Origin of the sequence: Nocardia takedensis NBRC 100417 (assembly GCF_000308695.1) — a bacterium.
In the GTDB taxonomy this organism is placed as follows: Bacteria; Actinomycetota; Actinomycetes; order Mycobacteriales; family Mycobacteriaceae; genus Nocardia; species Nocardia takedensis.
Map to the genome: position 1 here is coordinate 172614 of NZ_BAGG01000115.1, position 22587 is coordinate 195200.

General features: G+C 69.7%; 21 protein-coding genes. 10 read left to right on the plus strand and 11 right to left on the minus strand.

Annotation, left to right across the window (positions count from 1 at the left end; genetic code table 11):
• Positions 1 to 8: 8 nt before the first annotated feature.
• Positions 9 to 614 (minus strand): TetR/AcrR family transcriptional regulator, encoded by a 606-nt coding sequence (locus tag ON30_RS25110; RefSeq protein ID WP_051029943.1) that lies wholly within the window; start codon positions 612 to 614, stop codon positions 9 to 11.
• Positions 615 to 967: 353 nt separating this feature from the next.
• Entirely contained in the window at positions 968 to 1837 is an 870-nt protein-coding gene (locus ON30_RS25115) for a DMT family transporter (protein WP_040710676.1), read from the minus strand.
• A 227-nt stretch (positions 1838 to 2064) separates the two neighbouring features.
• Here ON30_RS25115 and ON30_RS25120 point away from each other — a divergent pair, with 227 nt between their 5' ends.
• Positions 2065 to 2847, plus strand: a complete 783-nt coding sequence (locus ON30_RS25120; protein WP_245554201.1) for a DUF6585 family protein — start codon at positions 2065 to 2067, stop codon at positions 2845 to 2847.
• Between the two features lie 103 nt (positions 2848 to 2950).
• Here ON30_RS25120 and groL read toward each other — a convergent pair whose 3' ends face one another.
• Positions 2951 to 4576, minus strand: coding sequence for a chaperonin GroEL (groL, locus tag ON30_RS25125; protein ID WP_040710883.1), 1626 nt, complete (start codon positions 4574 to 4576; stop codon positions 2951 to 2953).
• Between the two features lie 235 nt (positions 4577 to 4811).
• Positions 4812 to 5114, minus strand: coding sequence for a hypothetical protein (locus tag ON30_RS25130; RefSeq protein WP_040710679.1), 303 nt, complete (start codon positions 5112 to 5114; stop codon positions 4812 to 4814).
• 139 nt (positions 5115 to 5253) lie between these two features.
• Here ON30_RS25130 and ON30_RS25135 point away from each other — a divergent pair, with 139 nt between their 5' ends.
• Positions 5254 to 7305: an NAD(+) synthase gene (locus ON30_RS25135; RefSeq protein ID WP_040710680.1), complete on the plus strand. Its 2052-nt coding sequence runs from the start codon at positions 5254 to 5256 to the stop codon at positions 7303 to 7305.
• A gap of 127 nt (positions 7306 to 7432) precedes the next feature.
• Here ON30_RS25135 and ON30_RS25140 read toward each other — a convergent pair whose 3' ends face one another.
• The 6 genes from ON30_RS25140 to ON30_RS25165 all read right to left on the minus strand — a co-directional run bounded on the left by ON30_RS25140 (position 7433) and on the right by ON30_RS25165 (position 12312).
• The gene (locus tag ON30_RS25140; protein ID WP_040710681.1) at positions 7433 to 8152 is read right to left on the minus strand and encodes a Clp protease N-terminal domain-containing protein; all 720 of its coding nucleotides are present in this window, start codon (positions 8150 to 8152) and stop codon (positions 7433 to 7435) included.
• 49 nt (positions 8153 to 8201) lie between these two features.
• Positions 8202 to 9284: an NAD(P)/FAD-dependent oxidoreductase gene (locus ON30_RS25145; protein ID WP_040710684.1), complete on the minus strand. Its 1083-nt coding sequence runs from the start codon at positions 9282 to 9284 to the stop codon at positions 8202 to 8204.
• A gap of 83 nt (positions 9285 to 9367) precedes the next feature.
• A complete protein-coding gene (locus ON30_RS25150) occupies positions 9368 to 10252 on the minus strand; it encodes an RNA polymerase sigma-70 factor (RefSeq protein ID WP_040710687.1) in 885 nt (294 codons plus the stop codon).
• A gap of 39 nt (positions 10253 to 10291) precedes the next feature.
• Positions 10292 to 11200, minus strand: coding sequence for a CDP-alcohol phosphatidyltransferase family protein (locus ON30_RS25155; RefSeq protein WP_040710689.1), 909 nt, complete (start codon positions 11198 to 11200; stop codon positions 10292 to 10294).
• Positions 11200 to 11940: a phosphatidylserine decarboxylase gene (locus ON30_RS25160; RefSeq protein ID WP_040710691.1), complete on the minus strand. Its 741-nt coding sequence runs from the start codon at positions 11938 to 11940 to the stop codon at positions 11200 to 11202. The genes ON30_RS25155 and ON30_RS25160 overlap by 1 nt, the downstream gene beginning before the upstream one ends.
• 102 nt (positions 11941 to 12042) lie before the next feature.
• Positions 12043 to 12312 carry a GlsB/YeaQ/YmgE family stress response membrane protein gene (locus ON30_RS25165; RefSeq protein WP_040710693.1) on the minus strand — a complete coding sequence of 90 codons (270 nt, stop codon included), beginning with the start codon at positions 12310 to 12312 and terminating at the stop codon, positions 12043 to 12045.
• Between the two features lie 243 nt (positions 12313 to 12555).
• On the opposite strand from ON30_RS25165, the gene ON30_RS25170 reads away from it, so the two are divergent.
• Complete coding sequence (locus ON30_RS25170; protein WP_040710695.1) at positions 12556 to 13584, plus strand: beta-ketoacyl-ACP synthase III; 1029 nt, start codon at positions 12556 to 12558, stop codon at positions 13582 to 13584.
• A gap of 48 nt (positions 13585 to 13632) precedes the next feature.
• Here the strand turns inward: ON30_RS25170 and ON30_RS25175 are convergent, their stop codons facing one another.
• The gene (locus ON30_RS25175) at positions 13633 to 14088 is read right to left on the minus strand and encodes an SRPBCC family protein (protein WP_040710697.1); all 456 of its coding nucleotides are present in this window, start codon (positions 14086 to 14088) and stop codon (positions 13633 to 13635) included.
• Between the two features lie 243 nt (positions 14089 to 14331).
• On the opposite strand from ON30_RS25175, the gene ON30_RS39380 reads away from it, so the two are divergent.
• The 7 genes from ON30_RS39380 (at position 14332) to ON30_RS25205 (ending at position 22482) form a co-directional block, all read left to right on the plus strand.
• Positions 14332 to 14538 (plus strand): hypothetical protein, encoded by a 207-nt coding sequence (locus ON30_RS39380; protein ID WP_157183827.1) that lies wholly within the window; start codon positions 14332 to 14334, stop codon positions 14536 to 14538.
• Positions 14539 to 14595: 57 nt separating this feature from the next.
• A complete protein-coding gene (locus ON30_RS25180) occupies positions 14596 to 16260 on the plus strand; it encodes an NAD(P)/FAD-dependent oxidoreductase (RefSeq protein WP_040710699.1) in 1665 nt (554 codons plus the stop codon).
• A gap of 18 nt (positions 16261 to 16278) precedes the next feature.
• Entirely contained in the window at positions 16279 to 17766 is a 1488-nt protein-coding gene (locus tag ON30_RS25185) for a sensor histidine kinase (protein WP_040710701.1), read from the plus strand.
• A 65-nt stretch (positions 17767 to 17831) separates the two neighbouring features.
• Positions 17832 to 18170, plus strand: coding sequence for a UBP-type zinc finger domain-containing protein (locus ON30_RS25190; protein ID WP_040710702.1), 339 nt, complete (start codon positions 17832 to 17834; stop codon positions 18168 to 18170).
• Positions 18171 to 18273: 103 nt separating this feature from the next.
• Positions 18274 to 18708 (plus strand): hypothetical protein, encoded by a 435-nt coding sequence (locus ON30_RS25195; protein WP_040710704.1) that lies wholly within the window; start codon positions 18274 to 18276, stop codon positions 18706 to 18708.
• Between the two features lie 43 nt (positions 18709 to 18751).
• Positions 18752 to 20962: an AAA family ATPase gene (locus ON30_RS25200; RefSeq protein WP_040710706.1), complete on the plus strand. Its 2211-nt coding sequence runs from the start codon at positions 18752 to 18754 to the stop codon at positions 20960 to 20962.
• 224 nt (positions 20963 to 21186) lie between these two features.
• Positions 21187 to 22482 (plus strand): hypothetical protein, encoded by a 1296-nt coding sequence (locus tag ON30_RS25205; protein ID WP_040710707.1) that lies wholly within the window; start codon positions 21187 to 21189, stop codon positions 22480 to 22482.
• The last annotated feature ends 105 nt before the right edge of the window (positions 22483 to 22587 follow it).

The window sequence follows — 22587 nt, forward strand, 5'->3', positions numbered from 1 at the left end:
GTCTCGGCTCAGGCTTGGACGGCTCCCATGATCACCCGGCTCAGCACCGAGATGACCTCGTCCAGCGGCGGGCGCGGGTCCGCGCCGCTCCAGGAGTCGACCACGTAGTTCACCGCGCCGATGACCGCCAGCATGCGCATCTCGTAGTCGCCCGCCGGGATCTCGCCGTGCATGGCGGCGTCCTCGGCGGCCCCGGCCAGCAGCGCACCCCAGATCCGGCGCAACTCCAACCGGTACTTCTCCACCTTCGGCCCGGCGCCGACCACCTCGACCAGCGCGACGCGCGCCTTGCGCGGATCGGCGCCGATGGTCTGGATGTAGGCGCGCACGCCCGCGTCGACGAGTTCGAGGGCCGAGGATTCGGCCTTGCCCGCCAAGGCCGCGGTGACCGCCTCGCGCGATTCCCGGTCGATCTGTTCGTACAACTCGAGCAGCAGCGATTCGCGGCCGGTGAACTCCTCGTAGAACTGCCGCGAGGACAGTCCGGCGTCCTTACAGATCGCGCCCACCGAACTGTTGGCGTAACCGTCGCGCGCGAAGACCGTGAGGCCCGACTCCAGAAAACGCGCACGCCGCTGACGTTGCCGGTCCTCTACGGGTTGCCCGGCATACATTCGACCCGTATTCGCATCCTGTGACATTGGGCCAGACAATACCGAAGCGCCGGATGCACTTGTGATGGATCGGGCCCTTGATCTCTCGCCACCGCCGACCTCGCGTTAGCTGAAAGTTGGCCCCTTGGCGTTCATGTCATCGGAGACGCGCGGAGAGCACGAGCGATACCCACGGCCTATCTGGCATCGGAACCGGAAACGCCAGGACGGAACAGGTTCCGTCGACGCGATCACTGGCGGTTAGCCATTCGGCGATAGCTGGGAGAGATCACAATCCCGGCGGAATTAACCGGTGAATCATAGAGTTTTTCCCGATGGTTCTCGGATCACGTGACGGATATTTCCGATTTCCGTCACCTCGCCGCCGCCGCGTCCACCGGATCGGCCGCCGAACGCGCCAACGCCGAGGTCGCCGTCACCAAGGCCACGAAGGCCGCCGCGAGCACCGCCACGTGATCGCGATCCACATCCAGGTACTCGTCGAGCAACAGCACGCCCAGCGTCGCCGCGATCACCGGTTCGGCCACCGTCGCCGCGGGCAACGACGCCCGCAGATCCCCGGCGTGATAGGCGTTCTGCTGCAACGTCACCGCCGCCAAGCCCACCGCCGCCAACGCGTACGGCACCGGCGAGGTCAGCACCGCCACCGCACCGTCACCGAACAACGTCACCAGCGACTTCGTCAGCACCGCCGCCACCGCGAACATCGCGCCCGCCGCCAACCCCAGCAACAGCGCGCGGCGATGCCCCGGCCACCGCCGCGCCCCCAGCAGACACCCCAGCAGCAGCGGGATCCCGATCGCCGCCGTCAACGCCCAGTGCCAGCCCGCGACATGCGCGCGGCCCTGCCGCGGATCGCCCACCACCAGCACCACCACGATCGCCGCCACCAGCACCGCCGCCCACAGCCATTCGGCCCTGCGCACCGCGCGCCCGGCGAGGACCGCCGCCAACGGCAGCGCGAACAGCAGCGAGGTCACCAACAGCGACTGCACCAGCAGCACCGAACCGCGCCCCAACGCCAACGCCTGGAAGACATAACCGCCCGCCCCCACCGCGGTCCCCACCCACCAACCCGGCCGCCGCACCAGCGAACCCAGCACGCCGAAAGCCCCCAGATCGGCGTCCGGCACCCGCGCCGCCTCCCGTTGCCGCGACACCGCGCTCAACGCCACGCACAGCGCGGCCACCAACGCGAAGCCGACGGCGGGCAGATGGGTCATGGTCGTGAGGCTACCCACCCCGCACCGCGCCGACCAGCGACGACATGTCCGCAAACGGTCCGCGCGGGTAATGGAATTCGGGAGCGCACCGAATGTGACGAATTCCCGATCCGGACAAAAGACGGTACTGCGGTAGCGGTGTCCGAGCGCGTGACATACGCTTTCGCGCGGATGAAAGCCGCCTTGTGGAGGGACGATTGGCCACTCCGAACTTGACGGAGCACGACGTGAGCGAGACCCGTGAACGACGGACCGTCCCGCTGACCCAACTGATCCATTTGATGTCCGAGTATCAGAAACTCGGCGCACACCGTCAGACATTCCGGTCCGCACCCGCCGCGAGCGATCCGCTGTTGCGCGGATTCGGCATCGTCGCCGGAGGATTCGCCGCCCTGGGCGTCATCTGCGCGACCGTCGGCGCGGTGGCGGGCGGCATCTGGATAGGTCTGGTCGCCGTCGTGCCCGGCGCGCTGGCCCTGTGGCGCGGACGGCACAATCGCCGCAATCGCGCCGCCCGACTCGATTTATTCGATTTCGGTATGACGGTTTTCCTATCGGATGAACGCGTCCAGGGATTCCGCTGGGACACCGCCGAGGTGCGGCAACAGGTGATCAGTTTCCAGAGCGGAACTCCGTCGGAATACTCGCTGGAAATCACCGGTCCCGGCAACGCGCACGCGGTGTTCGACGACATTCTTTTCGCCGAGGGCCCGGAATGGGGACCCGCGATCCAATCCGCGATCACCGCCACCCGATTGCCGCCCGCGGTCGCCGCGATCGACGCGGGCGAGACCGTCCACTTCGGCGACATCGCTCTGAACCTGGACGCGCTCCTGCACGGCGAGCAGCAGTTCCGCTGGGAAGCCATCCAGCTCATCGACGCGCGCGGCGGCTTGGTGCGCATCAAGGTCGACGGCCACTGGCACTCGCTGAGCGCGGTCGCCGCCATCCCCAACTTCTACATCTTCAACGAACTCGCCGAACGCCTGCGCGTCACCCCGTTCGACTGACCCCCCGCACTCGACCGGGCCGCCCACACCCGGGAAAGCCGGAAGCCGGCCCACCCGAGGGTGGACCGGCTTCCGGTCGAAACGTGGTGCCGGGAGGCGGGACTCAGAAGTCCATGCCGCCCATGCCACCGGTCGGGTCGCCCGCGGGAGCGGCGGCCTTCTCCGGCTTGTCGGCCACGACGGCCTCGGTGGTGAGGAACAGCGCGGCGATGGAGGCGGCGTTCTGCAGCGCGGAACGGGTCACCTTCACCGGGTCGGCGACACCGGCCGCCAGCAGGTCCTCGTACTCGCCCGAATCGGCGTTCAGACCGCTGCCCGCGGGCAGGTTCGAGACCTTCTCCGCGACCACGCCGGGCTCGAGGCCGGCGTTGAAGGCGATCTGCTTGAGCGGAGCCGACAGCGCGACGCGCACGATGTTCGCGCCGGTCGCCTCGTCACCGGTCAGGTTCAGCGCGTCCAGCGCCGGAGCCGACTGCAGCAGGGCCACGCCACCACCGGCGACGATGCCTTCCTCGACCGCGGCCTTGGCGTTGCGCACGGCATCCTCGATGCGGTGCTTGCGCTCCTTGAGCTCGACCTCGGTCGCCGCGCCCGCCTTGATCACCGCGACGCCGCCGGCCAGCTTGGCCAGCCGCTCCTGCAGCTTCTCACGGTCGTAGTCGGAGTCGGAGTTCTCGATCTCCGAGCGGATCTGCGCCACGCGGCCCTTGATGGCCTCCGCGTCGCCCGCACCCTCGACGATGGTGGTCTCGTCCTTGGTGACGACGACCTTGCGCGCCTGGCCGAGCAGCTCGAGACCGGCGGTCTCCAGCGACAGGCCGACCTCTTCGCTGATGACCTCGCCACCGGTGAGGATGGCGATATCGGCCAGCTGGGCCTTGCGACGGTCACCGAAGCCGGGGGCCTTGACCGCGACGGACTTGAAGGTGCCGCGGATCTTGTTGACGACCAGGGTCGACAGGGCCTCGCCCTCGACGTCCTCGGCGATGATCAGCAGCGGCTTACCGGCCTGGATGACCTTCTCCAGCAGCGGCAGCAGGTCCTTGACGGTGGAGACCTTCGAGCTGACCAGCAGCAGGTAGGCGTCTTCGAGGACGGCTTCCTGACGCTCGGGGTCGGTCACGAAGTAACCGGAGATGTAGCCCTTGTCGAAGCGCATGCCCTCGGTCAGCTCCAGCTGGAGCCCGAAGGTGTTGCTCTCCTCGACGGTGATGACGCCTTCTTTGCCGACCTTGTCCAGGGCCTCGGCGATGAGCTCACCGATGGACGAGTCACCGGCCGAGATACCGGCGGTGGCGGCGATCTGCTCCTTGGTCTCGACCTCCTTGGCGGACTCGAGCAGCTTGGCGGTGACGGCCTCGACGGCCTTCTCGATGCCGCGCTTGAGACCCAGCGGGTTCGCGCCGGCCGCGACGTTGCGCAGCCCCTCGCGCACCAGCGCCTGGGCGAGCACGGTGGCGGTGGTGGTGCCATCGCCCGCGACGTCGTCGGTCTTCTTGGCGACTTCCTTGACCAGCTCGGCGCCGATCTTCTCGTACGGGTCCTCCAGGTCGATCTCCTTGGCGATGGACACGCCATCGTTGGTGATCGTGGGGGCGCCCCACTTCTTCTCCAGGACAACGTTGCGACCCTTGGGGCCCAGCGTCACCTTGACCGCGTCGGCGAGGGCGTTCAGACCCCGCTCGAGGCCGCGGCGAGCCTCTTCGTCGTACGCAATTGTCTTGGCCATGGCGTTCTCGAGATCCTCCATGTGTATGGCTGACACGCGGGTCGACCGCCGGTTGGGTCGTCCCATTTACGCTGGCCAGGTTCGGTGCCCGCGACGGACGACCGAGGGTGTCGATGGAACCCGGTCTCACCGTCCCGACCTGGCACTCACACGTGGAGAGTGCCAAAGCCATTTCTAGCACTCGCCAATGCCGAGTGCAAGGTCGACCGGGCGCGGGAATCGGGGCGCGGACCCGTCAGGGGCGGTCGTCGATCCGCAGGACCAAGGCCACGAAGGCGTCGGTGCGCCGCTCGTCGGGCGTGCGCGGCTCCTCGCACTCCACGGTGACCAGTTCGGCGTCGTGCAGCAACAGCTCGGCCTCCACCCGCATGATCGCGCGGATGAACGGCGGCGCGACCTCGGGCGGCAGATCGCCGTTGACGATATATTCGCCGTCCGGCCCGGATTCCGTCGACACATAGGAAAGCGCGCGCAGCAAATCGACGCGGCGTTCTCCGGCTACTAGGTCGGAATCCAATTCGTCGGTGTCATCCGCCATCGCTATAGCTTAGCGGGACACTCCCGTCCCCTCAGCGCACGCGTGTTTCGGAACCTTCCCGTGTCTCGCCGTGCCCGGCGGGCCGGCGTAGATTTCCCGGTGACCCGACTGTTCGTCTCGACTATCGCCAGGGGGCGCGGTGGACCTGCCGTTCGACTCGCTGTACCGGCACGGCTTCGCCCGGGTCGCGGTGGCGGTGCCCGCGGTGCGGGTCGCCGACCCCGCGCACAACGCGGCGGCCACCCTGACCCTGGCCCGCGAGGCGGCCGCCGACGGCGCGGTGCTGACGGTGTTCCCCGAACTGGGGCTGTCCGGCTACACCGCCGACGACCTGTTCCACCAGGACGCCCTGGACGACGCCGTCACCGCCGCGCTGGCCGACCTGATCGACGCGAGCCGCGGGATCGACACCGTGCTGGTGGTCGGCGCGCCGGTGCGCGCCCAAGGCCGATTGTTCAATTGCGCGGTCGCGATCTGCCGCGGCGAAGTGCTCGGGGTCGCGCCCAAGAGTTATCTGCCGGGATATCGCGAGTTCTACGAGAAACGACAATTCGCGGCGGCGCGGGAGTCGCTCGAGGACCACGTCGTGATCGCCGGACAGCGCGTTCCGTTCGGGTCGGACCTATTGTTCACGGCCACCGGAACCGACGGTTTCGTCTTCCATCTGGAGATCTGCGAGGACGGCTGGGTTCCGTTGCCGCCGAGCGGCTTCGCGGCGTTGGCGGGTGCGACCGTGCTGGTGAATCTGTCGGCCAGCAACATCGTCGTCGGGAAAGCCGACTACCGGCGCGCGCTGTGCGCCTCGCATTCCGCGCGCTATCTGGCCGCGTACCTGTATTCCGCTGCGGGACACGGGGAGTCGACCACCGATATGGCCTGGGACGGCCAAGCGCTGATCTGCGAGAACGGCGATCCGCTCGCCGAGGGTGAACGGTTCGCCGACCATCCGCGCCTGGTCACCGCGGACCTGGACCTGCGCCGCTTGGCCGCCGATCGCCTGCGCACCACCAGTTTCGCCGACAACGTGCACGACCACCGCGAACGTCTGACCCGGATGCGCCGCGTCCCGGTGCGACTGCCGATCCCCGGCGGCGCGGTGCCGATGCGACGCGAATTGCCGCGCTTCCCCTACGTTCCCGCCGATCCGGCGGCCCGCGACGAGCGCTGCGCGGAAGTCCTGCACATCCAGGTCGAGGGTCTGGCCACGCGGATGCGGGCCACCGGGACCCAGCGCCTGGTCATCGGGGTGTCCGGCGGCTTGGACTCCACCCTGGCGTTGATCGTCGCCGCGATGACGACCGACCGCCTCGGACTGCCGCGCGCGAACGTGCTGGCCTACACGATGCCGGGTTTCGCGACGAGCACCAGGACCCGGACCGCCGCGCACGAGATGATGGCGGCCCTCGGGGTCACCGCGCACGAGATCGACATCCGCCCCTCGGCGACGCAGATGCTGCGCGACCTGGGTCATCCGGCCGCCGACGGTTCCGCCGACTACGACGTCACCTACGAGAACGTGCAGGCCGGGGAACGCACTTCGCACCTGTTCCGACTGGCCAACCAGCACGGCGCGCTGGTGGTCGGCACGGGCGACCTCAGCGAACTCGCCCTGGGCTGGTGCACCTTCGGCGTGGGCGACCACATGGCGCACTACAGCGTGAACGCCTCGGTGCCCAAGACCTTGATCAAATACCTCATCGCCTGGGCCGCCGACACCGGGCGCTTCGGCCCCGAGGCCGGGCGGGTCCTGAAATCCGTTCTGCTGACCGAGATCTCACCGGAACTGGTGCCCGGCGCCGATCCGGACGCGCCGGGACAGAGCTCGGAGGCCGTGGTGGGACCGTACGAACTCCAGGATTTCCACCTCTACCACCTGCTGCGTTTCGGCTACGCCCCCAGTCGCATCGCCTACATGGCCCACCGGGCCTGGTCCGATCCGGCTACGGGGTCGTGGCCGGATCTGATCCCCGCCGAGCAGCGCCACGCTTACGATCTGCCGACGATCAAGCGGTGGCTGGCCGAATTCCTGCGCCGCTTCATCCAGACCAGCCAGTTCAAACGCTCCACCCTGCCGAACGCGCCCAAGGTCGGGTCCGGCGGTTCGCTCTCGCCGCGCGGGGACTGGCGCGCCCCCAGCGACGCCTCGGCGGCCGCCTGGCTGGACGAACTCGCCCGCAACGTCCCCGACTGAGCTGCCCGGCTCTCCCCGTGCTCGGACCCGGCACCGCGCAGACCCGACGCCGCGCTCAGACCTGTTGCCGCGCTCAGACCTGTCGCTGCGCTCAGACCTGTCGCTGCGCTCAGACCTGTCGCTGCGCTCAGACCTGTCGCTGCGCGACGATCGCCGCGAGCACCTGCGCCAGTTTCGCCTCGATCGGGGCCTTGTCGAGGCCGAGGTCGGTCAGCGGCCCGGCGCCGTTCTCCTGTTCCAGCAGCGCGAGCAGGATGTGTTCGGTGCCGATGTAGTTGTGGCCGAGTCGCAGGGCCTCGCGGAAGGTCAGTTCCAGCGCCTTGCGGGCCTCCGGGCTGTAGGGCACCAGCGCGGGCACCTCACCCTCGGGAGCGGGCAGACCGGCGGTGATCGCGGTGCGCACGGCCTCGACGGTGACGCCGCTGTCCTCGATGAGTTTGACGGCGAGCCCGTCGGGTTCGCTGAGCAGGCCGAGCACGAGGTGTCCGGTGCCGATCAGCGGGTTGCCCGCCGTCCTGGCCTCCTCCTGGGAGGCGACGGCGACCGCGCGGGCGCGGGAGGTGAATTTGGCGAAGCCCGCGTTGGGGTCCATGTCGGAGGCGTCGCCGGGGGTCTTGGGGACGAAGCGTTTCTGGGCGGCCTGTTTGGTGACGCCCATGCTCTCGCCGATGTCGGTCCAGGACGCGCCGGAGCGGCGGGCCTGGTCGACGAAGTGGCCGATCAGGTGGTCGGCCAGTTCGCCGAGGTGGCTGCCCGCCACGACCGCGTCGGAGAGTTGGTCCAGGACGTTGTCGGGGCGGGCCTTCTTGATGCCGTTGATGAGGTCATCGAGTCGAAAGGAGGTCATGCGTCAACCATAAGTTGACGATTCGCCTCCGTCAACACTTGGTTGACGATCAGAGCTTGATCGTCGACCACGCCGTGCCGCGCACGATGCCCTCCTTCACCAATGCCCCCAGCCGGCCGGTCAGCACCGTGCGCGCCGGGCTGTCGTCGGCGCGCAGCAGTTGCAGCACACCGTCGCGTCGCCCCAGGCTCAGGCACTGCGCGACGTAGCGGTACCGGAAATCCTTCGGCTCCCGACCGCGCACCCGGTCCGCGATCGCCCGGGCGACGTACTGGCCCGCAGGCAGCGCGGTCGCGCACGCCATCCGCAGTTCGCCGCCCTCGACACCGGTCATCACCGCGCTGTCGCCCACCGCGTACACCTCCGGATGCGACACCGACCGCAAGGTCGCGTCGGTGCGCACCCGCCCGGTCGCGTCCACCGCCAGGCCCGACCGCGCGGCCAGATCCGGCACGGTGAAACCGGTGGTCCACACCGTGGTCGCCGCGTCGATCACCTCACCGTCGGCCAGGCGCACGCCGTTCGGCAACACCTCGACCACCTTCGCTCCCGAATACATGCGCACGCCGAGCCGATCCAGCACGCGCCGCACGTGTGCCGCCGCCTTGGCCGACATCCAGCCGCCCGGTTCCTCCGCGCTCACCAACGCGACCGGGGTGTCCGGGCGGGTCTCGGCGAGTTCGGCGGCCAGTTCGATCCCCGTCGCGCCCGCGCCGACGATCACCACCGGCCCGGTCAGCGGCGCGATGTCGGTCGGCGTCGCGACCGTGGTCGCGTACTCGACCGCGCCCGGCACGCCCGACCGGTCGCCCGCGCTGCCCAGCGCGTAGATCAGGGTGTCGTACTCCAGTGCGGGCGCGTCCGCGAACAACACCCGGCGGCCGGGCAGATCGAGGTCCACCGCGCGGTCGTGCACGAAAGCGACGCCTTTCTCGCCCAGGACGGTCGCCAGATCCCAGGTCTCGGTGTGCTGTCCCGCGGCGCGCTGGTGCAGCCGGACCCGCTCGACGAATTCCGCTCGCGCGTCCACGACGGTGATCCGCGCCTTCGTCGCGCCGCGCAGCAGGGTGCGCGCGGCGGCGAGGCCCGCGTAGCCCGCGCCCAGGACGACGATCCGATGCTCTCCGGTCATGATGTGACTCCTTCCGAATCAAGCCGACACCTTCCAGACCGGATGGCGACCCGATCCCTGACAGGTCCCGGAGGTGAGTCACATCACACGCTCTCGGTGGCCTCCAGGCGCGTCAGTTTGTCCGGGTTGACCAGCAGTCGCACCGCCGCGACCGCGCCGTCCTCGAACTCCACCGCGATCACCGCCAGCGCCGCGCCCGCCTGCCGGATCACCACGGCGGGCACACCGTTGACCTCCACGGTCGACACCGTCATCGTGTCGTCCAGGAAACGGAACAGGCCCGCCAGGTAGCGGGACACCTTCACCGCGCCGACCACCGGCTTGCGCGCCGCGTTGACCCGGCCGCCGCCGTCGGCCACCGCCGTGACGTCGGCGGTCAACATCCGCTCCAACGCCGCCAGTTCGCCGGTGCGCGCCGCGTTCAGGAACCGTTCGATCAGCACGCCCGCCCGCGCGGTGTCGACCTCGAAGCGCGGCCGATCCGCGCGCACCCGCTGCCCCGCGCGCCGATAGGTCTGCTGCGACAGCGATTCGGAGATGTCGAGCATGTCGGCGATCTCGCGATGCGCGTAGCCGAACGCCTCCCGCAGCACGAAGACCGCGCGCTCGACCGCCGACAACCGCTCCAACGCCGTCAACAGCGCCAGCGACACCTGCTCGCGCTCCTCGACCGTCTCCAACGGCCCCAGCTCACCGCGCGCGGTCGGCACCGGTTCGGGCAGCCACGGCCCGACATAGCTCTCCCGGCGTGCCCGCGCCGACACCAACCAGGTGCGGCACAGATTCACCACCGCCGTGGTCAGCCACGCCTCCGCGGACCGGATGAACGCGCGGTCGGTGCCGTCCCAGCGCAGCCAGACCTCCTGCACCGCGTCCTCGGCCTCACTCGCCGACCCGAGCATCCGGTAGGCGAGCGCGAACAACCGGGGACGATGCGCCTGGAACTCGCGCAAACCTTCCGAATCCACCGCTCGACCTCGCTCCGCGCTCTGACCCGATGACGCCGCTCAGCGCACGACGTCGTCGGCGGTGGGTTTCTTCGCGCCCGGTCTGCGCAACCGCAGCCTGCCGGCCCCGCGGACCGCCGGACGACGGATCGCCGGACGACGCCGCTGGGCCCGGCGCTGCGCGCGCCGCTCGGCCGGTTTGTGCTCCCAGGTCTCCGGGCGCGCGGCCGTCCAGCGCTGGGAATGCCAGGCGAACGGGATGTGCCCCAGATACAGCACGACCAGGATCAGCAACAGCACGATCGGATAGGTGACCAGCAGCGCCGCGGCCACCGCGACCAGTACCAGCAGCGCCGCCGCGGCCTGGGGGGCCACCTGGACCGACTTCATCGCCAACGTCGGGATGGTGCTGACCGCGAGCGCGCCCGCGAACACCGTCCACGCCGCGACCTCGTAGAACCCGACCCACCAGCCGTCGCCGAACTGCACGTACAGCGCGATCGGCACCAGTCCGATCAGCGCCGCCGCCGGGGCGGGCACGCCGACGAAGTACTCGCGCGACCACTCCGGGCGGGTGTCGTCGTCGAGCAAGGTGTTGAACCGGGCCAGCCGCAGCACGATGCTGACCGCGAACAGCAGCGCGATGATCCACCCCGCGCTGTTCTCGTCCAGCAGGCCGACGTAGAGCACCAGCGCGGGCGCGACGCCGAAGGAGATGGCGTCCGAGAGCGAATCCAGTTCGGCGCCCATCTTGGTGGTGGCGTCCAGCATCCTGGCGAGCCTGCCGTCGAGGGTGTCGAGAACCGCGGCCGCGCCGACCATCGCCAAGGCGATGTCGAATTCACCGTCCAGCGCGAACTTCACCGCGGACAGACCGGCGGCCAGCGCCAGGATCGTGACGATGCTGGGCAGCAGCCGGATACTCCTGCGCCTGCGCTGCGGTGTCGGCGCGGGTTGGGCCGCCTCCATCATGAACCAGCGGGCGCCGAACCGGCCGACGGCAGGACGGCCAGGACCGTCTCGGCGCCGATGGTGCGCTGCCCCGGCTGGACCAGCAGGTCGGTGCCGAGCGGGAAATAGGTGTCGACGCGGGAGCCGAAGCGGATGAGTCCGTAGGTGTCACCGATGGTGAGCACGTCCTCGACGCGGGCCTCGCAGACGATGCGCCGGGCCAGCAGGCCCGCGATCTGCACGACGACCACGCGCTGACCGTCGGCCGTCTCGAGCACCATGCTGTTGCGCTCGTTGACGGCGCTGGCCTCGGGCAGGTCGGCCGAGCGGAACTGGCCCGCCTCGTGGATCACGGTGCGCACCGTGCCCGAGACGGGGCTGCGCTGCACGTGCACGTCCAGGACGGACAGGAAGATGCTCACCCGCGGCAGCGGGGTGTCGCCGAGACCGAGTTCGGCGGGCGGGGCGGCGGTGTCGACCAGGGCGATCTCACCGTCGGCGGGGGCGACGACCACGCCGGGACGGTTCGGCGGGACGCGGTGCGGGTGGCGGAAGAAGGTCGCGCACGCGGCCGCGGCGAACAGGCCGGTGCGTCGGACCCACTTGTTCTTGCCGCCCACCACGGCCAACGCCAGCGGCGCGGCGACGAAGGGTAGCCCGGCCGGATGCAGCGGGGGAATCGAGGACCGGACGAGGTCGACGACGTGGCCGACTCCGGTGGTCTCGGGCGTGCCGGGCGGGGTGGGGCGGCGTGCCACAGGCTCCTCTTTCGTGCTCGGTGCGGTCTGCTCGCGCTGATCGACGACAGATCCAGCGCAACTGTCACACCCTACGGGAACCGAGCCATCAGCACGTGCTTGTCATCCGACCTTACGTCCGGTGAAGAGTTTGACCAGGTAGAGCAGGATCACCGCGCCCGCGAGGCAGGTGAAGAAGCTGAAGAACCAGCCCGCGCTCTCGACGTCGACGCCGAACAGGGCGAGCAGGAAGCCGCCGAGCAAACCGCCGATGACACCGACGACGATGTTGAGCACGATGCCCTGTTGCTCGTCGGTTTTCATGATCTTGCTCGCGATCCATCCGGCGAGACCGCCGATGATGATCCACCCGATGATTCCGAGACCGAGCATGGTGACCTCGCATGGCTGGTAGGGAGCTCTCTCAGCAAATGACGTGCTATTCGAGGGTATACCCGGGCAATGTGAGAATACGCACTTCGCCGACCGCGATCGTCGGTAATATGAGGGGTCCTCATGTCTACGGCTACGGCTTCCACGGGGGTCCGGGGACGGGACGGAGGACATCGATGAGGACATTTCGGATGCTTCGTTGACGCCCCGGCGGCAGCGCCGCAGGTACATAGGAGACGCACCATGTCTGCTCGACTCGCCCAGACCACGGGGGCTGAGCACACCGCCATTCTCGGGCTGGGCGTGTACCGCCCCGAACGAGTCGTCACCAACGACGAGGTGGCGGGCCCCATCAATTCCAGTGACGAGTGGATCAGAACCCGCTCGGGGATCAGGACGCGCCGTTTCGCAGGCCCGGACGAGACGATCCAGACCATGAGCGTGGCCGCCGCCCGCGGCGCGCTCGAATCGGCGGGCGTCGCGGTCGACCAGGTCGACTGCGTCATCGTCGCGACCTCGACCCACCTGCTGCTCACCCCGGCCGCCGCACCGCCCATCGCCACCGACCTCGGCATGAACGGCGCCGCCGCCTTCGACATCTCCGCGGGCTGCGCGGGCTTCTGCCACGCCCTGGCCATCGCCTCGGATCTGGTGCGCGCGGGCACCGCCAAGAACGTCCTGGTCATCGGGGTCGAGAAATTGACCGACACGATCAATCCCGCCGACCGCTCCACGGCCTTCCTGTTCGCCGACGGCGCGGGCGCGGTCGTCGTCGGACCGGCCGAACAGCAGGGCATCGGCCCCACGGTATGGGGGTCGGACGGCACCCAGTCCCACGCCATCCGCCAGGACAAGAACTGGCTGGAATTCTTCGCCGAGATCGACGAGAAGGGTCTGGCGGCGGTCCGGCCCTACCTCACGATGGAGGGCACCGCGGTCTTCCGCTGGGCCGCGCACTCGCTGGAGAAGGTCTGCCGCGACGCCATCGACCGCGCCGGACTCGACACCGACGACCTCGACGCGATGATTCCGCACCAGGCCAACGGCCGGATCATCGAGATCATGGCCCGGGTGCTGAAACTGCCCGAGAGTTGCGCGTTGGCCGACGACATCGCGGAAACGGGCAACACCTCGGCCGCCTCGATCCCGCTGGCCATGGAGGCGCTGCTGCGCACCGGCCGCTCGAAGCCGGGCGACACCGCCCTGCTGATCGCCTTCGGCGCGGGCCTGTCCTATGCCGCGCAGGTCGTGACGCTCCCGCGCCTGGCCTGAGGGCCCGGACCGTCGGGGTGGCCGCGTGGGGTCGGCCACCCCGCGCACTCACACGCCCGCCTCGACCACCTTCTTGATGCGGCCCAGGGTCTCGTTCATGCCCGCGACCAGGTTCGCCTCGAACGTGCGCTCCCCGCCGAGCAGGGCGTCGATCGCCTTGCGCACCGGCCAGGACACGCCGTCCTCGACATCGCGGCGCTGCACCAGGCGGGTGCCGGTCGCCGTCGGTTCCAGGGTGAAACTCCAGGTCGTGAAATTCTCGTTCATCCGGAACGCGAAACTCTTGCCGGGCTCGAAGCGCACGATGCGCGAAGTCGTCGGATAGACCTTCCACCCGATCTTGTTCCAGTTGACCGTGAACGTGCCGACCTTCGGAGTGCCCAGCGGCACCATCTTGCGGGTGCTCGGGCTGAACTCGGGCATCCGGCGCAGATCCGAGACGACCTGCCACACCCGTTCGGGCGGCGCGCTGATGTCGATGGCGGCTTCGAGGGGTTCGGGCACGGTGCCTCCCGGGTGACGCGCCCCCGCTCGGAGCGCTGATCGACGTCGATTCGGGGGAATACTAGCCGGTAACCCCGATGGCGGCGCTCAGGTCACAGTTCGGCCGTGCCGCGGCGCGGGCCGAGACAGCGCGCGCACAATGGGTCCGGACGAAAGCAATCGACACAGCCCTCCGGCGGGGCGTCTCGCCCTTCGCGGAGCCACAGCCCTCCAGCAATCCCGTCCAGCGTGAGGTGATCGGCCGTGAAACTGCGCTCCTTGCTCCAACGTCGACAAGCGGCCCGGATGCCGCTGCTTCCCTCCCTCGATCCCGACGACGCCGGTGGCGGCGGTGGATTCGCCCCGAAACGCTTCGCGTCCCCGCGATCGACGACCGGTGCCCGCGAGGAGACACTAGAGCGTCTGCTCACCCCGGGAGAACTCGAGATCGTCCGGCAGCACCGCCTGTGACCGGGGCCCGGCAAATACCCGGCGGCGCGAGTCGGCCGGACGCGACATAATTCGGTAGTGACTGCACCCGCCACGAAACCGGCCATCCTGAGCGTCGACGACGATCCCGGGGTCTCCCGGGCCGTCGTCCGGGATCTGCGCCGCCGGTACGGAGCCGACTACCGGATTCTGCGCGCCGAATCCGGAGCCGACGCCCTCGACGCCCTGCGCGAGATGAAACTGCGGGGCCAACCCGTCGCGGTGCTGATCGCCGACTACCGGATGCCCGGGATGGACGGCATCGAATTCCTCGAACACGCGATGGACCTGCACCCCTACGCGCGCCGGGTGCTGCTGACGGCCTACGCCGACACCAACGCCGCCATCGACGCCATCAACGTCGTCGACCTGGACCACTACCTGCTCAAACCGTGGGATCCGCCGGAGGAGAAGCTGTATCCGGTGATCGACGGCCTGCTCGAGGCGTGGCGGTCCAGCGACCACCGGCCCGTCACCGAGACGAAAGTGGTCGGCAACCGCTGGTCGCCGCGCTCCTCGCAGGTCCGCGAATTCCTGGCCCGCAACCAACTGCCCTACCGCTGGTACCTGGCCGACGAACCCGAAGGCGCGCGACTACTCGAGGCCGCCGAGGCCGACCCCGACCGCTGTCCGGTGGTCATCACCTCCGGGGGAACGGCGCTGATCCAGCCCACCGACAGCGAATTGGCCGAGAGCGTCGGCCTCAGCGTCACCCCGACCGGCGATTTCTACGATCTGATCGTCGTCGGCGGGGGGCCTGCCGGTCTCGGCGCCGCGGTCTACGGCGCGTCCGAAGGGCTGCGCACGGTCCTGGTCGAACGCACCGCCACCGGCGGTCAGGCCGGGCAGAGTTCGCGTATCGAGAACTACCTCGGTTTCCCCGACGGCGTGTCCGGCGCGCAACTGGCCGACCGCGCCCGCCGCCAGGCCGCGAAATTCGGCGCGGAGGTCATCACCACCCGCGAGGTCACCGCGCTGGAGGTCAACGGGTCGGCGCGCACCGTCACCTTCGCCGACGGCGGGCGACTGTGCGGGCACACCGTCATCATCGCCACCGGCGTCGACTACCGCCGCCACCCCGCCGCCGGCGTGGACGACTTCACCGGCCGCGGCGTCTACTACGGCTCGGCGATGACCGAGGCCGCCGAATGCGCCGACCACGACGTCTACATCGTCGGCGGCGCGAACTCCGCCGGTCAGGCCGCGGTGTTCCTGTCCCGCAACGCGCGCACCGTGCACCTGGTGGTCCGCGGGGAGTCGCTGACCAGGTCCATGTCGCACTACCTGATCCAGCAGATCGAGCAGATCCCCAACATCGTGGTACGCACCGGCACCGAGGTCACCGCCGTCGACGGCGACGACCACCTGCGCGGCATCGTGCTACGCGACACCGCCGCGGGCACCGAGGAAAAGGTGGAGACCGAACGGCTGTTCCTGTTCATCGGGGCCGCGCCGCAGACCGACTGGCTCGACGGCGTCGTCACCCGCGACCAGGCGGGCTACGTCGTGGCGGGCCCGGATCTGCTGGTCGACGGCGGCAGACCGGCCGGTTGGGAATTGCCGAGGCCGCCGCACCACTTGGAAACGAGTGTGCCCGGTGTGTTCGTGGCCGGTGACGTGCACGCCGAATCCGCGAAGCGGGTCGCCTCCGCGGTCGGCGAAGGCGCGATGGCCGTCATGCTCGTGCACAGATATCTGGCCTAGGCGAAAGGTGGCCGGCGAATGACCGATCAGACCCACACCGAGATGGCGTGCGATCCCGCGGAACTGCGCTCGCTGTTCCTGTTCGAGCGACTCGACGAGGACCAACTGCGGTGGCTGTGCGCCGACGGGCGCATCGAACTGCTCGAACCCGGGCTCGTCTTCCGCGAAGGCGACCCGGCCACCTGCTTCTACGTGCTCATCGACGGCGAACTGCGGTTGACGAAAGTCTCCGGCGGTATGGAGATCGAGCTGAACCGCACCGACCAGCGCGGCGTCTACGCGGGCGCGTGGACGGCTTACCTGGGCGACAAGGTCGACCAGAACTATCCGAGCTCGATGTACGTCACCCGGGAATCGCGCTTCTTCGTGCTGGACGCGGGCACCTTCTCGCGGATGATGCACGAATGGTTCCCGATGGCCGTGCACCTGCTCGAAGGCGCGTTCAACGGCAACCGCAACACCAGCCAGCGCCTGGCCGAACGCGAACGGCTGCAAGCGCTGGGTTCGCTGTCGGCCGGACTCACCCACGAACTCAACAACCCGGCCGCCGCCGCCGTGCGAGCCACCTCCGGCCTGCGCGAACGCGTCGCCGGGATGCGGCACAAGTTGGCGATGATGGCGCAGGGCAAATTCCAGCCCGAAGTGCTGGTCACCCTGGTGCGGTTGCAGGAGGAAGCCGCCGCGCAGGTCGCCAAGGCCCCCGATCTGACTCCGATGGAAGCCGCCGACCGCGAGGACGCGCTCGGCGAATGGCTCGAGGACCACGAGATCGCCGACGGCTGGAATCTCGCGCCGAACTTCGTGCAGGCCGGCTTCGACGTCGACTGGCTCGAAGGCGTCCGCGGCACCCTCGAGGACTGTCCCGGCCAAGTTTTCGAAGGCGCGATCCGCTGGCTGAACTACACCATCGAGACCGAATTGCTGATGAACGAGATCGGCGACTCCACCGCCCGCATCTCCACCCTCGTCAACGCGGCCAAACAGTATTCGCAGATGGACCGCGCCCCCTTCCAGGTGGTCGACATCCACGAACTGCTCGACAGCACCTTGGTGATGTTGAGCCGCAAACTCGGCGACGGCATCCACGTCGAGAAGATCTACGACCGCACCCTCCCGCCGGTCCCCTGCTACGCCGCCGAACTCAACCAGGTGTGGACCAACCTGATCGACAACGCCTGCTACGCGATGAACGGCGCGGGCACCCTCACCGTCCGCACCTACCGCGAGAACGACTGCGCGGTCGTCGAGATCGGCGACACCGGCCCCGGCATCCCCGACGACGTCCGCCGCCGCGTCTTCGAACCGTTCTTCACCACCAAGCCGGTCGGCGAAGGCACCGGCCTCGGCCTGGACATCTCCTTCCGGATCGTGGTCAACAAACACGACGGCGACATCCGCGTCGAGAGCGAACCGGGAGACACCCGGTTCACCGTGCGGTTGCCGCTGACCCGCCAGGCCCCCGAACCCGACCAGGTGGACGCGAGCCCACTGGAGAACGTCGGGTGAACCCCGGCACCGCCACGGCCCTGAGACCCGTAATCCATCAACTCCCGACCCCCGTAGGAGCCCCCATGGACGGCCTCGACCCCACCACTCCCCCCTCCGGCACCGGCTGCCTCGAATGCGAGGCGACCAATGGCTGGTGGGTCCACCTGCGACGCTGCGCGGAGTGCGGCCACATCGGCTGTTGTGACACCTCGCCGTCGCAGCACGCCTCGAAGCACGCGAAGGATTCGGGTCATCCGTTGATCCAGAGTTTCGAGCCGGGCGAGGACTGGTTCTACGACTTCCGGACCGAGCAGATGTACGAGGGGCCGGAGTTGGCGCCGCCGCACAGCCGTCCGGCCGACCAGGGCGTTCCCGGGCCGCGGGGCCGGGTGCCCGCGGATTGGCGCGAGCACATCCACTGAGCGGATCGGGCGGGACCCGGCCCCGGGCGGCGGGGGCACCCGGTACGCTGCACCGGACGCGCCGGGGGTCCCGGTGCGCGGAGCTACCCCGGGGAAGCAGGAGATGAAGCGATTTTCCGTCCTCGTCGTGGCCGCCGCCGCGTTGACCGTGGCGCTGTCGGGCTGCGGCGGTTCCGAGGAGTCCACCGACGCCAACGGCTTGCGCAAAGGCAATACGAGCACGGTCGCGGCGACGACCACGCAGCAGGCGAGCACGTCGGTGTCGGCTCCGTCGAGCGCGGAGTCCGAGTCGACGCCCGCCTCCACGCCTGCGAGCGCGCCCGCGGGTGACGCCTCGAGCGTCACGTGCGGCGAGTTCCGTGTGCTGGACACCGATTCGGAGAAGGCGCTGATCGAGCGGATTCTGGCGGAGAACCCGGACAGCAAGTTCGCGGGCAGCCCGAATGTCGCGTTGGGGACGGCCAAGCTGGTGTGTCTGGCGTCGAGCAACGCGAACAAGACGGTGGCCGAGGCGGCGGGGATTCTCGCCGGGAGCTGATCCGGCGGGTTCGGCGCTGACCGCCGGGCGGTTGCCGGGCACAATGGGCACGGTGGCAGAACTGGCGCTCACCGCTCGCTTGAATCCGTCCGCGGCCGATGCCCGGCGCGGGGTGATCCGCCTGCATCCGGAGGCGTTGACGGCGTTGGGTCTGCGCGAATGGGACGGGATCGCGGTGACGGGGGCGCGTCGCACGGCGGCGGTGGTGGGTGTCGCGCCCGCGAACACACCCGCCGGGGTGGCCTTGCTCGATGACGTGACGTTGTCGAACGCCGGGGTCCGTGAGGACGCGACGGTGGTGGTGGCCCCGGTGGCCGTGCAGGGCGCGCGGCAGATCTCGGTGAGCGGTTCGACCCATGCCGCGGGCAGTATTCCGGCGGCGACGCTGCGGCAGGCGCTGTTGGGCAAGGTGGTGACGGTCGGGGACACGGTGTCGCTGTTGCCGCGTGATCTGGGGCCCGACATTCCGTCCTCGGTGGCCAGTCAGGCGCTCTCGCGCACGTTCGGGATCGCTTGGACGACCGAGTTGTTGACGGTGACGGCCGCCGATCCCGGGCCGGGTCCGGTGAGTGTGCAACCGAATACGTCGGTGAGTTGGGGTGCGGGGGTGCTCGCGGCCCGTGACTCGGCCGCGGCGGCGGGCACTGCCCTCCCGTCGACCGGTGCCGCGCCGACCGCGTCCGCGCTGGACGCGCCGTTGCTGACGCAGGAGGAACTGGTCGGCGTGCAACCGCAGGCCGCGAAGTTGGCCGAATGGTTGACGCTGGCGTTGGACGAGCCGGAATTGTTGCGCACGCTGGGCGCGCCGCCGCGCCTGGGCGTGCTGATCACCGGTCCGGCGGGTGTCGGCAAGGCGACGTTGGCGCGGTCGGTGGCCGCGCCGCGCCGGATCGTGGAGGTGGACGGCCCGACGGTGGGGGCGGCCGAGAGCGGGGCGCGACTGCTGGCGGTGTCGGCGGCGGTGTCCGAGGTGGGGTCGGGTCAGGGCGGAATCCTGCTGGTCACCGATATCGACGCGTTGTTGCCCGCCGAGCCGGAACCGGTGGCGACGTTGATCCTGGACCAGTTGCGCGCCGCGGTGGCCGAACCGTGCGTGGCCTTCTTGGCGACGTCGTCGAATCCGGCGGCGGCGGACGCGCGATTGCGCGCCCCGGAGTTGTGCGATCGCGAGTTGGCGCTGCCGCTGCCGACGGCGGCGGTGCGGCGGGCGCTGTTGGAGCAGTTGTTGCGCAAGGTGCCGACCGGCGAGTTGGCTTTGGACGAGATCGGCGCGCGCACACCGGGTTTCGTGGTGTCGGATCTGGCGGCGCTGTGCCGGGAGGCGGCGCTGCGCGCGGCTTCGCGGGTGGGTCGCGAGCACACCGAACCGCGGTTGCTGCAAGAGGATCTGCTGGGCGCGCTGGAGGTGATCCGGCCGCTGTCGCGGTCGGGCGCGGAGGAACTCGCGATCGGCAGCCTCGGTCTCGACGACGTGGGCGACATGGTGGAGACCAAGCAGGCGCTGACGGAATCGGTGCTGTGGCCGCTGCGGCATCCGGATTCGTTCGCGCGCTTGGGGATCGATCCGCCGCGCGGGGTGCTGCTGTACGGTCCGCCCGGTTGCGGCAAGACCTTCCTGGTGCGCGCGCTGGCCGGTACGGGTCAGTTGAGCGTGCACGCGGTCAAGGGCGCGGAACTGATGGACAAATGGGTGGGCTCCTCCGAGCGCGCGGTCCGCGAATTGTTCCAGCGCGCAAGGGATTCCGCACCCTCGCTGATCTTCCTGGACGAGGTGGACGCGCTCGCCCCGCGCCGCGGCCAGTCCGGGGATTCCGGGGTCGGCGATCGGGTGGTGGCGGCGCTGCTCACCGAATTGGACGGTGTGGAACCGCTGCGCGATGTGGTGGTGCTGGGCGCGACCAACCGCCCGGAGTTGATCGATCCGGCGCTGCTGCGGCCGGGCCGACTGGAACGGCTGATCTTCGTGCCGCCGCCGGACGCGCAGGCGCGCGCCGCGATCCTGCGCACCGCCGCGCGCGCGGTCCCGTTGGCCGCCGAGGTGGACCTGGACGGTCTGGCCGCCGACCTGGACGGCTATTCGGCCGCCGATTGCGCGGCGCTGCTGCGCGAGGCGGCACTGTCGGCGATGCGGCGCGACGTGGACGCGGCCGACGTGTCGGCGGCGGATGTCGCGGCCGCGCGCGCCGCCGTGCGCCCGTCCCTGGACCGGGCCCAGGTCGAATCGCTGCGCGCGTACGCGGACAAGCGCGGCTGATCCGCCCGCGAACCGCGCAACCGACGTGCACGGTTCCGCGGCCGGGAGCGGGGCGCCCCGCCGGACTCACGCCCCGGCTCGACAGAAACCGCGGCCACCGTCAGCTAGCACACCGCTATTGGTCGATGACCCGCAACAGTCTGCTGTTTCGGCAATGGCGACATGCATCGGACCCGATCCGGCAATCCGAGGTTCGACCACCCGGCGCGAGTAGATTCGGACAGGTGCGACGCATCGGCGACACCTTCGACACGATCACGGCTTTCACCGGGGCCGCGGTCGCCGGGGTGACGCTGCTGCTGCCGATCACTTTCTCCTGGGCGGGCGAATCCACCCCGTACCGGTTGGCGGCGCTCTACGCGAGCGTGCCGCGCGGCGCCGCGATGGGTGTCGTGGTGGCGGTCACGGTGGCCGTGGTGGTGACGACCTTCGGCCGCCCCTGGATCACCTGGCTGACCGCACTCGCCGGCGCGTTCGGGCTGTTCGTCAACCATTTCGCGGGCCGAAACGTCTCCGCGCCGGAACTGCTGACCACGCAGAACTATCTGGACACGATGTTCGCCGGTCTGCTGCTCGGCGCGTTGGGTGTGCGGGCGCTGCGCAGTTCGCTGCCCGCCTACGGTTTCGCGCTGGGGTGCGTCGCGGCCTTCGTCTTCGGCGATCTGGCCGAGTTGTTGCAGATCCGCGCCGACGATCCCTACGCCGTGCTGGAGACGCCGCCGGGTTGGCTGATCGCGGTCGCGCTGACCCTGGTGGCGTTGAGCACGCTGCGCAACAGCGCGCCCTCGCGGCAGCGCGAGGCCGACGACGAACCGACGGAACTGCCGATCGCGCCGATCGTGGCGGCGCTGGTGTTCGCACTGGTGGTGCTGGTGGCCTCGGAATGGCTCAGCAACCAGTACGACAAGGCGGGCGGGCACACCATCGACATCGGATTGGCGGTGGTCGCGACGGTGATCGCGGCGACGGTGGCGGCGATGTTGCTGCCGGGCCGCGACGGCGCGGGCGTGCTGTTGGTGGCCGCCCTGGTCCCGGTGGCCGACGCGCTCGGCCCGGGGCCGCGGCCCGGATGGTCGCTGGTCGTGGTGGTCGCGGTGACCGCACTCGGCCTCGTCTCGGGTCTGCGCGTGCCGCTGCCCGGTTTCGCGCTGATCCTGATCGGCGCGCTCGCGCTCTACGCGATCATCACCGCGCCCTACGACAAGACCGCGGTGCACGCGATCGGCAACATCGCGCTGGCCTTCGTCGCCGGATACGCCGGGGGAACCGCCAAACCCCGCTACACACCCAGCGGCGTGCTCGGGTTGGGCGCGCTGTTCCTGCCCTCGATCGTCACCTCGCTGCCCGAGGAGGGCGAACTGCCGGTCCGTGACGCGATGGCGGGCGTGGGCGCGTCCGGCCGTACCGCCTTGGTGATCACCGTCGGGTGCGCGCTGGGCCTGACCGCGCTGCACCGCCTGCGCCCACCCGCGCGCCCCGCCGCGGCCCCCGCGCCGACCGGAGTGATTGCGGATATATAGCCGAGCCGCTGGAACATGGCATACGACATAGTCGACGGACCCGGCGAACAGCGAATATCCCCATAGGGTTTACTGGCAGTACCCCGCCGCCACTACTCGACGGAG